Raw genomic sequence first — 13,540 nt, 5'->3', positions numbered from 1 at the left:
CCCTTTTCGCCGCGTCAGCTCCCCACGCCATGCCCGCCAAGCCCGGCTTTCCGCACCTAGCCCTCCATACCCAATGCCTGATAGAGGAAGTCGCGCTGGGCAAGCAGCAGATTTTCGGCCACGGTCTCATCATTGGTCATATGGGTGATGCCGTTAAGTGGCAGCACCGTATGATCCCTGCCCGCGGCAAGCAAGGCCTGCGAAAGACGCAGGGTATTCGCCACGGAGACGTTGTCATCCGCGAATCCGTGAATCAGCATCAAGGGACGTTTCAGACCTGCGGCATCGTCGAGAAGGCTGTTGTCCTCATACACCTGCGGATCGAGTCCGAGGTAGCGTTCGGTGTAATGGGTGTCGTACAAGGTCCAGTCGGTAGGCGGCGCCCCCGCACATGCGGCGTGCACGGCCTCCGGGGCCCTCAGCACGGCGAGCGCCGACAGGAATCCACCATATGACCAACCGATCATGGCCACGTGCTCGAGATCTGCCTCCGGAACGGCCTCGGGAAGGGCATGCAGGGCTGCTATCTGGTCGTTGAGCGTCACTTCGGCCATGTTCTTGAAGATTGCCCGATCCCATGAGGGTCCGCGGCCCGTCGTACCGTGACCGTCCGCGGTCAGTACGATAAAGCCCTGGTCCGCCCACCACTGCGCCTCCAGATACATCGCCTGACTGTAGACCACTTGCTGGAATCCCGGGCCTCCATAGGGCTTGAGCAGCACGGGTAGTTTCTCGGCATGCTCATACCTGCTGCCTTGGGAGGGGCGGATGACGGCGGCCTGCAAACGATCACCACCGAGTTGCAGGAATTGGACACGAGGCGCAAAGCCTGCTTCGGCGGCGTGGTTGCCAATAGTGGCGCGGAACACCTCGTTGCCTCTGACCCAGGAGTGCGTCATCACGCTACGGGCGTTGTCCATATCCCTGCCGCTGAGGACCATGCCCGAAGACGCCCGGGATGCGGTCCATACACCTGGCCGCTCATTGAGTCTTCTCACGGAACCGTCGAAACCGAATGCCACCACATCGAAGCTTCTGGGATCCTGCGATGCCACGGCAAGCACACCGCTCTCGTCGACATCCAGCAGTTCCCGCAGCTGCCACCCCGCCGGGGTGAAAGCCTTGCCGTCAATCTCCAGCCTGTTGGTGTCGCTCCGCTCATCGGATACGGCACTGATCAGCTCTCCGCGTGGAGTACGGCAGGGGCAACCCGCAAAGAGGTCAATCCACGTGTCACTGCCATGTTCCAACAGAACGGTTGCTTCGATATCATGCTCGCCGCCTGCGGAATCCAGTTCGGAAGCAAGTGGGATCGTCACAATACGGTCCTTGTTCTGCAAGCGGTTCTGGACCAAGGCCAGGGGGTCGTTCCCCTGCTGCCAGCGCAGCGCGGACAGATACTCGTATTCCTGCTGGTCCCAATGGACATCGGCGCTTGCAGCGACAGCTATCTCGATGCTGCCGGCAGGTCCGGAATCCCTCGACAGACGCAAGGCGACGAGGTCGACCTCGGCATTGTCGGTCAACGCGCGGGGGTATCTGCGCCCAACCGCCGGATGATCCGGATTCGCGGGATCGCTGATGTACCACATCGTCTCCCTGGACTCATCCGCCCGCTCCACCAGCAGGGCATCCGAATCGGGAGACCACCAGAATCCCTCGTATCTGTCCATCTCCTCGCCAGCGACGAACTCAGCGAGTCCGACTGTGGTGTCGGGCCGAACGGTGGCATCGACATCCAGGACGACTTTCGCCTGAGCACCCGCGTTGACAGGCACGACCACCATCTTGCGGCCCGTGGTGTACGCCACAAGAGTGCCGTCCGGACTGATGCGGGGGTTGAGTACCGGCTGCAGATCACGGGCTTCGATTCGCGCACCGCCTGAAACAGGGACCTCACCTATTCGCACCTTGTCGGCGTCGGCACCGATACGGCCAGCCCAAAGTCTCCCGTCCAGAGGGAATACGACGGTGTCACCGGCATCATCGACACTGAAGGAGACGATGCCTTCCGCACCCTCACGGGCTCGTTCGCGCCGGGCCCGCTCCTCCGCGGGTATTTCCTCCCGACGCTCACCGCCGAGCAGCTCGCGCGGATCGGCCAAGAGATGCTCCGCATGCTCACCATGCTCGTCGAATACACTGATCCACAAGCTCGTGGCCAGGTCTTCAGGACCATCGGAGCGCAGGAACAACGCTCTGCTGCCACCGCCGATCACCTGTGCCGAACGCGGGGCACCGAGGCTGAAACGTAGTGTTCTGGCACGCTTTCCCGGAAAATCGGATATCACATCATTACTCAAGGTATGCTTGGATTCGCCCATGCAACTCACGCTAGCACCATGTCTGAAGCGGTCGTAGTGCCCTTCGCTTGAAGACTTTGCAAGTATTGCCTCCCCCAGCGATACAGGCCGAGCGCACTGCGTAGGATGATGTGAGTATATAGAAAGGGATGACTATGAGCGTTCTCGACCGTTTTGAGAAAAGCGTTGAAAGTGCCGTTAACGGCGTATTCTCAAAGTTCGGCTCCAAGGATCTTCAGCCTGTCGATCTGTCCAGCGCACTTGAGCGCGAAATCGACGCACAGGCGATGCCTATGGGTCGTGACCGCACAGTCGCACCCAACGAATACCGCTTCAAGCTGTCCACTCCGGACTTCGACCGTATCGAGCAGTGGGGTTCCGAGGCGCTGGCCAACGAATTGGCCGACAACCTCACCAAATACGCCGAAAGCCAGCATTACGCCTTCGTCGGCCCGGTGGTCGTGATCTTTGAAGAGGACCTGAACCTCAGCAAGGGTGATTTCCACCTCGCCTCCGAATCCGTGCAAGGCAACGCCGCGCCCGTGACCACTCCGAGCGAAAGCAAGGACTGCCCCGTCCTGGAGATCAATGGCAGGCAATATCTGCTCACGGCTCCGAAAACGGTTCTGGGCAGAGGCTCGAACAGCGACATCGTCATTGATGACCCGGGCATATCCCGCAGGCATCTTGAAATTGATATAACCGATAAAGGCGTGATTGCCCGTGACCTGGGTTCCACCAACGGCACGTATGTGGAAGGCCACCAGGTGCCGGCCGCGACCCTCCTGGACGGCAACACAGTCACCATAGGACGTACCCGTATCCTGTACTGGGCTTCTTCGCAGGAACAAGGGTAGGCCGAATAGGCGTAAGGTCAAAGTATGACGGAACTTACATTCGCCATCCTCAAGTACGGGTTCCTGGCCCTGCTGTGGGTGTTCGTGTGGCTGGCCATACGTTCATTGAACAAGGAGATCACCGCTTTTTCACCCCGCCCTTCACGAGCGAGAAGAAGACGCGAAAAAGCCGCGCGCGAAGCGGTGTCGGTGTCGCCACAGCCGACCTCACCTCGCGGCGTATCGGGCAACGCCGAGCATAACGCCGGTCCGACGCTTCTCGTGGTCATCGACGGGCCGATAGCAGGAGTCTCGGTTCCCCTCGGCCATCAGGCCATCACACTGGGACGCGCCGCGTCGAACACCATGGTCCTCGACGACGAGTTCGTCTCCTCGCATCATGCCAGCGTGGCTCCTGACCCGGATCACGCCCGCTGGATCATCCACGACCTGCACAGCACCAACGGCACTGTCGTCGATGGTCAGCGGATCAGCTCCCCCACCATTCTGGAGCCCAGAGTACCTGTTCGCATCGGCGCGACCACCTTCGAGTTGAGGTAACGCGGCATGAACGATAATCGGTCGGCTCGCTCGCTGTTCCTATATTCCACCGCAGTGTCGGATGTCGGATACGTGCGCAGCAACAACCAGGATTCCGCATTCGCGGGCGAACGTCTGGTAGCCATTTGCGACGGCATGGGAGGCCACGCCGGGGGCGATACGGCCTCGACGATAGCGATACGCTCCCTTGCACACATCGAACGCGACGACAACGACAGCGACGTGCAACGCGTCGCGGAAATGATGGAAACCTCCGTCATGGCCGCCCACGACGCCATCGTAGGCAAGGCGAAGCGCGAACGGCGGTTGTCCGGGATGGGGACCACAGTCACCAGCGTCGCACTGGTCGGCGGCTATTGGGTTCTCGCCCATATAGGCGATTCACGCGCCTACCTCCTCCGCGACGGACATATCATCCGCGTGACCCAGGATCACAGCTACGTTCAGCACCTCATCAACACCGGCAGAATCAGCGAAGCCGAAGCCAAGAATCATCCTCAGCGCAATGTCGTTATGAGAGTGCTCGGCGATTTCGACATCGACCCCCACCCGGATATCTCCATCCGCGCCGCCAAGCCGGCGGACCGGTGGCTGCTCTGCTCGGACGGTTTGTGCGGTGTTCTGGAGAACTCGACAATCGAACAGGCTCTGGCCACGATTTCCGATCAGGAGGAGTGCGCCCAGCGTCTGGTCATGATGGCGTTGAAAGCCGGCAGCACCGACAACGTGACCGCGGTGGTCGCGGATGCGACACTTGCCCTGGACGCCAATGCCTTCGACTTGCCGCATCAGAATCCCGTCATCGCAGGAGCCGCAAGCGCAAGTCTCGAGCCCATAGCCGACATCGTCGAAGGGCCCGTGACCACGGCACCCAAGCTCAGGGAAGGCAACGGTTCTCCTGCGCAACGCGCGGCCGCCCTGTCCTCCAGCGACTCCAAGCAGCGCTCGCACCAGCAGGATGGCGAAGACGGCGTCAGGATGGCTCAGCCTTCCTCAACACGTGAAGACCGTGGAGACCGCCAGGTTCCCGACACCGGAGAGATTCCCGTCGTACACAAGAAGGACGGCAGTGCCAGCGCCGATCCGAACGATCCTGCCGTCGCCCAGGCCATCCACCACAAACATGTGGAGCAGCGTCAGCAGCACCGTTCGCGTAAACGCCGCATCCAGATCATCGTCGCATCCTTCGTCGCGGCGATTCTGGCGGTGGTCTCCATAGGCGTGTTCGCCTCATATCGGTGGAGTCAGACACAGTATTATCTCGGCGAAAGCGATAATCGCGTGGCCATTTACCAAGGCGTTCCCACGAATGTGTTTGGATTGAGCCTTTCACATGAGGTCGAACGCACCACCATCCAGGTCAGTTCGCTGCCGAAGTCCTGGCGCGAGCAGCTCAGGGACGGCATCAGCGTGGCGAATCTTCAGGAAGCCCGCGACCATGCCCAGCTGATACATAGCGAGGCCAGCACTCTTCACGATTCCGAATCGGCATCGGCCAGTGCCTCGGCCTCGGCCTCGTCCTCATCATCGACGCAGAGCCCTTCATCCGGCACGGCCTCGCCAAGCGGGGGGCAGAGCTCATGACGATTCCCATGCGACTCAAACAGATCGGTCTGCTGATGCTGGCTATGGCCATCAGCGCCATAGGCTTCTTCCAGCTGTTCCGCAGGACTTCCGGCGATGCGTCCTTCACCTTCATCGTGCTGCTGCTTGCCGTGGGGGCACTGTTCGTGCTCTTGTGGGCGCTGACAGCCCGTTTTCAGCCCTACGCCAGCCAGACCATACTGCCTTGCGTGCTGCTGCTCAGTTCCATCGGCATACTGCTGATCGCCCGCATCGACATAGCCAACACCGCTCTCGGCAACGCTTCCGATGTGGCCACCAGGCAGTTGGTCTGGCTCGCCACTGCCTTGGTCCTCAGCTGTCTGCTTATCGTATTCCTTCGGGACTATCGAGTATTGAGACGCTTCTCCTACGTGAGCATGGTCGTAGGCATAGCGTTGCTGCTGTCACCTATGCTTCCCGTGGTCGGACGGGAGATCGGCGGCGCCCGCATCTGGATCGGCATAGGCAGCCATAGCCTGCAGCCGGGCGAATTCGCCAAACTCTTCCTGGCGTTTTTCTTCGCCTCCTATCTCTTCGACCATCGCGACCAGCTGGCCGTGGGTGGCAGCAAGTTCCTCGGCGTCCGTCTGCCCCGCATCCGCGACCTGGGACCGATCATCGTCGTATGGGTCGCATCCATGGGCGTGCTGGTCCTGCAACATGACCTGGGCACCTCATTGATGTTCTTCGCCATGTTCGTCTCGATGCTGTATGTCGCGACGGGCCGACGCAGCTGGATATTCCTGGGGGCGGTGTTCTTCGTCATCGGCGCCTTCGCGGCAACGCTGATGTTCAGCCATGTCAACGCCAGAGTCGACGCGTGGCTGCATCCTTTCAGCGACGCGGAATACAACAAGGCCTTCGGCGGTTCAGGACAGCTGGTCCGTGGCGTGTTCGGCCTGGCGACAGGCGGCTTGCTGGGCACCGGTCTCGGCGAGGGTCATCCGTGGTTCACGCCGCTGGCAAATTCCGATTTCATCTACTCCTCCATCGGCGAGGAACTGGGCCTTGCCGGTCTGCTGGTCGTGCTGATGCTGTATCTCATCATCATCGCCTCCGGCATGATCACGGCGATGAAGGTGAAGGATGGATTCGGCAAGCTCCTTGCCTCCGGTCTGGTGTTCACCATGGCCTTCCAGGTCTTCACCGTCGTCGGTGGCATAACCCTGGTCATTCCGCTGACAGGTCTGACCATGCCCTTTATGGCGGCAGGCGGCTCCAGCATGGTGGCCAACTCCATATTGGCCTCGCTGCTGATAGTCATCTCCAACCAGGCCAACAGGCCGGAACCGGAGGTGTCTTCGGAGACCTTCCAGCATGAAGCCCTGGCTGCTCTCAGAGACCATGAGATCAAAACCCGTCAGGCGGCCAAAGACGCCGAATCGGAACAACCGGACAGCACATCGCAGTTCCCGGTCGCCACGAAGCACCCGGATCGTGTACATGCCGACGATGATGGGCAAGCGGCAGCACAGCAAGCGCGCACAGTACGAGGAGGAGCACAGTGAACAAGTCATTACGTCAGCTCTTCACCGCCGTCATCGTGCTCTTCGTGATTCTGGGCATGTCCACAACGGTCCTGATGACCTTCCGAGCGGGTGCCCTGAACGCGGATTCACGCAACAGCCGCGCCCTGTACCACGAATTCGGCGTTCCCAGGGGTTCGATACTCGCCTCCGACGGAACGGTCCTTGCGGAATCCGACCCGTCCAACGACTCCTTGGAGTATCAGCGCAAATACTCCAACGGTTCCGTATTCGCCCCTGTAACCGGTTACTATTCGATTACCGCACGTGCGGACCGAGGCGTTGAGGCATCGAGAAACGAGCTGCTCAGCGGCCAATCCGACAGCCTGTGGTGGAATAAGTTCAAATCGCTGATTTCCGGCAGCCAGAACCGCGGCGCGTCAATCGAAACATCTATCAATCCGAAGCTGCAGACGCTTGCCTACTCCCTTCTGGGCAACAAATCCGGTTCGGTGGTCGCCATCGAACCCAGCACCGGTCGGATTCTGGCAATGGCGAGCACACCCAGCTACGATCCGAACAGGCTTGCCGTCCATGATTCCACGAAGGCGAACGCCACTTACTCGGCCCTCGTCCAGGACAACAGCAACCCCATGCTCAACCGCGCCATCGCGGAGCATTACCCTCCGGGATCGACCTTCAAGGTGGTCGTTGCGGCGGCTGCGCTCGAATCGGGCCAGTACAAAGAGGACACCGAGCTGCCCGCAGGGAGTTCCTACACTCTGCCGGGCACGAACACGCAGCTGACGAATACCACCACGGCCGCAAACGGTACGAACAACAAGATTTCCATGAGCGATGCCTTGGCGTATTCCTCGAATACCGCTTTCGCCCAGCTTGGCGTGGCGCTCGGCAACAAAGCCATCAGCGATGAGGCTGCGAAGCTCGGCTTCGGCAGCAGCATCACCGTGGACGGTTCGACGACGACAGGCGTACCGATGAAGGCCACTGCATCCAGCTTCCCCGACACGGCATCGGCGGACAGACTCGCTCTCGCATCCATCGGCCAGGGCGACACCGTCGAAACGCCGCTGCAGAACGCGATGATCGCGGCCGCGGTCGCGAACAACGGCAAGCTCATGCAACCGACAATCGTCGATCGCGTGCGTTCGAGCGATCTCAGCGTCATCTCCCAGACAAGTCCCTCGGTATATTCCGACGCCTTCTCCTCCGACACCGCCAAATCACTGACCAATATGATGAAGAGCATGGTGGTCAAAGACGCGCCCGAACTGCAATTGTCGAATGCCGCGGTCGCAGCGAAGAGCGGCACCGCCCAGACAGGCGACAACACCTCCATCGACGCATGGATGATCGGATTCGCCCCCGCCGACGACCCGAAGATCGCCGTCGCCGTCGTACTGCGCGATGCGCCATCGGCCGGAGCCGTCACGGCCGGCCCGATTATGAAACAGATGATGCAGGAGGCACTCAAATGAAACTCATCGAGGGCCAACTGATTCACAGAAGGTACCGTCTTGACCAACGACTTGCTCAGGGAGGCATGGGCGAGGTCTGGAAGGGCTACGACATCGAACTCGGCAGAACCGTGGCGATTAAGGCTCTGCGCGGCGATGTGGCCAATGAAGAGGCCAAGCTGCGACGCCTGCGCGCCGAAGCGCACAACTCGGCGAATCTTGCACACCCGAATATCGCGGCCCTCTTCGAGTACTACGAGCATGACGGCATCGGGTTCCTCATCATGGAATACGTTCCCAGCAAATCGCTCGCCGAGATTTTCCAGGATTCCGGAGCCATGGATGCAATCGACCTCCTGCCGATTCTCATCCAGACGGCGCGCGGACTGTTTGTGGCGCATTCCCACGGCGTGATTCACAGGGATGTGAAACCCGCGAACATCATGGTTTCGGACACCGGCGAAGTGAAGATAACCGATTTCGGCGTCTCTTACTCCACCAATCAAGGCCAGATCACACAGGACGGCATGGTGGTCGGGACGGCGCAATACATTTCCCCCGAGCAGGCTCAGGGCTTGAAAGCCACCCCGCAGTCGGATATCTATTCGCTGGGAGTCGTCGCATACGAGGGACTGTGCGGGCACAGGCCCTTCACGGGTGCCACGGCTGTGGACATCGCCGCCGCACACGTCAATGAGCCCGTTCCGCCGCTCCCCGACACCGTCGACACCCAATTGGCCGCTTTCGTCATGTCGATGCTCGCCAAGGATCCGCTTGACCGCCCACCAGATGCGATGATGGTCTCCAAGACCCTGGCACGCATAGAGCGTCGTCTGCTGGACCAGCAGACCCACGACACCGAACTTATTGTCGAGACGAGCAAACGCATGCCCAGAAGAGTGGTCAGCGCGCCGCACGCCGTGCACAATATGCTACAAGCGGCATGGCAGGCTTCGCGTAAGCTGACGACTGCAGATTTGGGCGCGGCCGCACGAATAGTACAGAACTTGAACACCGAATCAGAGATGTTGAGCAGAGAGGATTCGATATGAGCACCACGTTGCCGTCATCACTGGCGAATGGTCGCTATGAGCTTGGGCAGCTTATAGGGCGGGGAGGCATGGCCGAGGTCCATGTGGCGCAGGATGCGCGCCTGGGACGAACCGTGGCCATCAAAATCATGCGCTCCGATCTGACCAACGACGAGATTTTCCTGTCGCGCTTCCGCCGCGAGGCCCACTCCGTGGCGCAGCTCAACAATCCGAATATCGTATCCATATACGACTCGGGCGAGGAAACGCTGGTCGACGAAAACGGCAACCATGAACGCGTGCCGTACCTGGTCATGGAATATGTGAAAGGCCAGACGCTCAGGGATATCATCAAATCCAACGGCCCTCTGAGCCAGCGCGACGCAGAACAGGTGATGCTCGGCGTGCTCAACGCCCTGGAATATTCGCACCGCATGGGCATCATCCATCGCGACATCAAACCCGGAAACATCATGATCAGCGACCAAGGCATGGTCAAGGTCATGGATTTCGGCATCGCACGCGCCCTTGATGACTCTGCGGCCACAATGACCCAATCACAGGGCGTGGTGGGGACGGCACAATACCTGAGCCCCGAGCAGGCACGGGGCGAGAGCGTGGATATGCGCTCCGACCTGTATTCCGCCGGATGCGTACTCTACGAAATGCTCACGGGACGCCCTCCTTTCAAGGGCGATTCGGCCGTGGCCATCGCATACCAGCATGTTTCCGAAGTGGCCACTCCGCCGAGCGTGCTCATTCCGGGCCTCCCGAAGATGTGGGATTCCATCTGCGCCAAGGCGATGGCCAAGGACCGCCAGAACCGCTACGGTACCGCCGCCGACTTCAAGAACGATGTACTCACCTTCATGAATGGCGGAACGCCTCTTGCGGCCGCTTTCAATCCGCTGACCGACCTGTCCAACATGAAGGCCCGTAAGGACGCCGAGCAGGACGCCACGACGGTCGCGATGGGCTCTCCGACCGAGAGCATGGCGGCCACACAGGCATTCAACCCGACCGGAACCCAGAGCTCTCCGATGAACGGCAATCTCGCCACGGCCTCTCGAGCCGACCAGCGTGCCGCCGACAAGCAGAAGAAGAGGAAAAAGGCCATAATCATCTGGTCGGTCGTGGGCATTCTGGCGGTTCTCGCCGCAATCGGCGCTCTTTGGTATTTCAACCAACCGGCATCGCCCGAAACGGTTGAGGTGCCTGAAATCACCTCGCAGATGTCCGCTGCGCGGGCTCAGGAGAAGATAGAGAGCGCAGGACTGGTATTCGCCGAGAAGCAGGACACCAACTCGACGGAACCCCAGGGCACCTTCACCAAGCAGAGTCCGAAGGCCGGAGACAAGGTGTCGAAGGGCTCGACGGTGACTGTATGGTTCTCGACAGGTCCGCAATCCGTAAAGGTCCCCGATGTCACCGGCAAATCCCAGGATGAAGCCCGACAGGAGCTCCAGAACGCCGGATTCACGGTCGGTTCGACCGCTTCCGTCGAAGACAGTGGAACCGTCCAGAAGGATCATGTCACCCGCACGGATCCCGCAGCCGGTCAGTCGCTTTCCAAGGGCAGCAGCGTGCTGCTGTACATATCCTCCGGCATGACCAAGATTCCCGACGTCACAGGCAAAGCCCAGGCCGAGGCCCTGCAGACGCTCAATGATCAGGGATTCAATACGAACACCACGGAGGAGAATTCGGATACGGTTCCCGCAGGTTCCGTAACCCGAACCAATCCGGCTGCCGGCACTTCCGTGGAGCAAGGCACGGCCATCACCGTCTACATCTCCAAAGGCAAGGAGCAGGTGACGGTGCCGAACCTTGTCGGCATGACTCTGGATGAGGCGAAGAAGGCCCTGAGCAGCGCCTCTCTGTCAACCGGCACGATAACCGGCTCTCAGGATGGCTCCTCCACGGTCACGCAGCAGAACCCCGCCGCGAATGCCTCCGTCGACAAGGGGACGGCGGTTGCACTGACCACCACCGCACCGACATCCTCATACAACCCGAGCAGCGTGGTCGGTATGACCCAGAGCGATGCCACCAGCGACCTGCAGGCGCACGGATATACGGTTAAGCGGAACAGCAGCAACAGCTCGGATACAGACACCGTAACGAGAATCACCGTCAGCGACAAACAGGTGACTCTCTACACCGGTTCAAACTGAGCGTGGTGAAGATGTCCGCGCTTGTCTGAAGCCACCACTGCCTCAATGAGATAACTGCAATAAAAGGACAGCTTTACGGGAGGATTATCACCGAATTGCTGTCCTTTTATTGCAGTTATCTCATCGACGGTCGATTTCCAAGACATATCCTCACGATTGCGAGGCGACCTTTGGTTTCAGACCTGCCGAGCGTTGCACCGCATTCCCCTGTCCGCAAAGCTCAAGCCAGTTGGCAAGCAGACGGTAGCCTCCCTCGGTCATCACGGATTCGGGATGGAACTGCACCGCGTACAACGGCAGGCTGCGATGTTTGAGGCCCTGGATGATGTGATCCGATTGCGTCCATGCAGTCACCACCAGCTCGGCCGGAACGGTCGAAGGCTCCACAGCGAGTGAATGGTACCGCGTCGCCGTCATCGGATTAGGCAGGCCGGCGAATATCTCATCCTCGATGTGCTCCACACTGCTGGTCTTGCCATGCATGATGGTCGGGGCGTGACCTACAGTGCACCCATAGACCTCGGCCAGGGCCTGCAGCCCCAGGCACACACCGAACATGGGTGTTTCGGTACGGGCGCACAATCTGATCAACGCCTCGCTTGCACCTGAATCCGCAGGCGCCCCAGGGCCCGGGGATATCAATACACCGTCATAGTCGTCAAGCAGACCTGGTGCGTCGCCGGAGACGGCATCGTTGCGGACGACGCTTACCGTCGCCCCGAGAGTCTTCAGATAACCCACGATGGTGTAGACAAACGAATCGTAGTTGTCGATGACCAGAATCCTCGCACTGTCCGTCATGCTGCTCCCCGTACTGTGGCCTAACTTTTGCTTCACTTGTTGAATCGACTATAGAACACGTGTCCTCACATTATCTCGCAGACGCTTGCATGGCAGGCGATTGACCATAAGCGCACCTGACCCGACGTCGCATTCCGCAGTCGCGGCGCCGATTCACCGGATCATCGCTAATTGACCGAAACATAGTTGGACATCAACTGCAGATAAGGCACGTGCGAGGCCAGCCAGGGGAAGCCCCACTGGAAGAGCGCGGCGGCGGCGGCGAGCGCGAGCAGCGCCATCAGCAGTATGCGTATGGGCTTGATACCCGGTTGGTGCCGACTCAGCCAGCCAAAGATGCTGACATCAGGGCGCGCCTGCTCTCCCTGGCGTATTCTTCTGAGCACCGGATATCTCCATGCGATCGCCGCAGCGATGGAAATCACCAGATAGGCGATCAGCAGCCATGTCACCACAGGCACCAGAGATGTCAGACTGTCCAGCGGAGACGTGCTCTTCTGACTGGAGAACACCGTCGAAGCCGAGGAATCCCCGGATGAGAGTTCCTTCGGCACCCCGTCAGAGACTTTTGCCCAGTAATCCAACTCACCCCAGCTGATCCACCGGTGGGTCGCCGAGGTGTATCGGGGTTCGCAGGTGGTCAAGGTAATCATCCGTTTGGTAGCCGCCACGGTCGGGTCCTCGGGATTCGCCGCCACCACATCCGTCTGGTCCGGCAGGACGATCTTGTGCGTGGTGTAGTGATACACGTACCAGTAGTCCTTGGTACGCACCACAATCGCATCGCCCTCCTGCAGCTCGTCCACATGGGCGAGCGGCTCGCCGTATCCTGAGCGATGCCCCGCGACGGCGAAGTTTCCCAGCTCCCCCGGCATCTGCGTATCCTCATAATGCCCCAGACCGTGTTTGGCCAGCTGTTCGTTCGACGTTCCCTGAACGACGTTGCGCTGCCAGGCGGAACCGAAACGCGGGATGTAGATTTCAGCAACGAGATCACCCTCCGCGGCGCTTGTGGGCTGCACCGGCGGATCGCCCTGCTGTGCGGCCGCCACCGCCGAGGTGCCGTTGTCGCTCGCGGGTTCCGACCACGATACCGATTGACGCTGCTGCAATTGACTCTGAGATGATTCAACGCCCGTCCACCACAACTGCCAGGCGATATACAAGCCGCAGAGCACTGCGAGGGTCAGCAATATCTCGCCCAATATGCCGAGAACGCTGAACAATGCGCTGCGTTTGGGTGCGGACCGCATGCTTCTGCGTGTGTGATCTTGACGTGCCATAT

At 60.2% G+C, this 13,540-nt stretch carries 10 protein-coding genes; 7 read left to right on the top strand and 3 right to left on the bottom strand.

What is annotated here, in order from left to right; genetic code table 11:
- Positions 1–56: 56 nt before the first annotated feature.
- Positions 57–2,324 (bottom strand): S9 family peptidase, encoded by a 2,268-nt coding sequence (locus DB51_RS01020; protein ID WP_034250753.1) that lies wholly within the window; start codon positions 2,322–2,324, stop codon positions 57–59.
- 134 nt (positions 2,325–2,458) lie between these two features.
- On the opposite strand from DB51_RS01020, the gene DB51_RS01015 reads away from it, so the two are divergent.
- The 7 genes from DB51_RS01015 to pknB are packed head-to-tail and all read left to right on the top strand — an operon-like array spanning position 2,459 to position 11,454.
- On the top strand, positions 2,459–3,160 hold the full coding sequence (locus DB51_RS01015; protein ID WP_034250752.1) for an FHA domain-containing protein: 702 nt from the start codon (positions 2,459–2,461) through the stop codon (positions 3,158–3,160).
- A gap of 24 nt (positions 3,161–3,184) precedes the next feature.
- Positions 3,185–3,700 (top strand): FHA domain-containing protein FhaB/FipA, encoded by a 516-nt coding sequence (locus DB51_RS01010; protein ID WP_034250751.1) that lies wholly within the window; start codon positions 3,185–3,187, stop codon positions 3,698–3,700.
- Positions 3,701–3,706: 6 nt separating this feature from the next.
- Positions 3,707–5,284, top strand: coding sequence for a PP2C family protein-serine/threonine phosphatase (locus DB51_RS01005; RefSeq protein WP_034250750.1), 1,578 nt, complete (start codon positions 3,707–3,709; stop codon positions 5,282–5,284).
- Complete coding sequence (locus tag DB51_RS01000) at positions 5,281–6,813, top strand: FtsW/RodA/SpoVE family cell cycle protein (RefSeq protein ID WP_084674465.1); 1,533 nt, start codon at positions 5,281–5,283, stop codon at positions 6,811–6,813. Before DB51_RS01005 ends, DB51_RS01000 begins: the two co-directional genes overlap by 4 nt.
- On the top strand, positions 6,810–8,270 hold the full coding sequence (locus DB51_RS00995) for a peptidoglycan D,D-transpeptidase FtsI family protein (RefSeq protein ID WP_034250749.1): 1,461 nt from the start codon (positions 6,810–6,812) through the stop codon (positions 8,268–8,270). The genes DB51_RS01000 and DB51_RS00995 overlap by 4 nt, the downstream gene beginning before the upstream one ends.
- Positions 8,267–9,301, top strand: a complete 1,035-nt coding sequence (locus DB51_RS00990; protein WP_084674464.1) for a serine/threonine-protein kinase — start codon at positions 8,267–8,269, stop codon at positions 9,299–9,301. The genes DB51_RS00995 and DB51_RS00990 overlap by 4 nt, the downstream gene beginning before the upstream one ends.
- Complete coding sequence (gene pknB, locus DB51_RS00985) at positions 9,298–11,454, top strand: Stk1 family PASTA domain-containing Ser/Thr kinase (protein WP_084674463.1); 2,157 nt, start codon at positions 9,298–9,300, stop codon at positions 11,452–11,454. Before DB51_RS00990 ends, pknB begins: the two co-directional genes overlap by 4 nt.
- A gap of 150 nt (positions 11,455–11,604) precedes the next feature.
- On the opposite strand, the gene DB51_RS00980 is transcribed toward pknB, so the two are convergent.
- Together DB51_RS00980 and DB51_RS00975 are read right to left on the bottom strand one after the other, a co-directional pair.
- On the bottom strand, positions 11,605–12,255 hold the full coding sequence (locus DB51_RS00980) for an anthranilate synthase component II (RefSeq protein WP_034250748.1): 651 nt from the start codon (positions 12,253–12,255) through the stop codon (positions 11,605–11,607).
- Positions 12,256–12,422: 167 nt separating this feature from the next.
- Entirely contained in the window at positions 12,423–13,538 is a 1,116-nt protein-coding gene (locus tag DB51_RS00975; protein ID WP_084674462.1) for a class E sortase, read from the bottom strand.
- Between the last annotated feature and the right edge of the window lie 2 nt (positions 13,539–13,540).

Origin of the sequence: Bifidobacterium crudilactis, from assembly GCF_000738005.1 — a bacterium.
Lineage (GTDB): Bacteria > Actinomycetota > Actinomycetes > Actinomycetales > Bifidobacteriaceae > Bombiscardovia > Bombiscardovia crudilactis.
Note: the sequence above shows the minus strand (reverse complement) of the source record. Positions and strands in the feature narration are given on the sequence as shown.

Coding starts and splice junctions, on each gene's coding strand:
- DB51_RS00975 (WP_084674462.1), bottom strand. CDS start 13,538: ATGGCACGTCAAGATCACACACGCAGAAGCATGCGGTCCGCACCCAAA.
- pknB (WP_084674463.1), top strand. CDS start 9,298: ATGAGCACCACGTTGCCGTCATCACTGGCGAATGGTCGCTATGAGCTT.
- DB51_RS00990 (WP_084674464.1), top strand. CDS start 8,267: ATGAAACTCATCGAGGGCCAACTGATTCACAGAAGGTACCGTCTTGAC.
- DB51_RS01020 (WP_034250753.1), bottom strand. CDS start 2,324: ATGGGCGAATCCAAGCATACCTTGAGTAATGATGTGATATCCGATTTT.
- DB51_RS00980 (WP_034250748.1), bottom strand. CDS start 12,255: ATGACGGACAGTGCGAGGATTCTGGTCATCGACAACTACGATTCGTTT.
- DB51_RS01015 (WP_034250752.1), top strand. CDS start 2,459: ATGAGCGTTCTCGACCGTTTTGAGAAAAGCGTTGAAAGTGCCGTTAAC.
- DB51_RS01010 (WP_034250751.1), top strand. CDS start 3,185: ATGACGGAACTTACATTCGCCATCCTCAAGTACGGGTTCCTGGCCCTG.
- DB51_RS01000 (WP_084674465.1), top strand. CDS start 5,281: ATGACGATTCCCATGCGACTCAAACAGATCGGTCTGCTGATGCTGGCT.
- DB51_RS01005 (WP_034250750.1), top strand. CDS start 3,707: ATGAACGATAATCGGTCGGCTCGCTCGCTGTTCCTATATTCCACCGCA.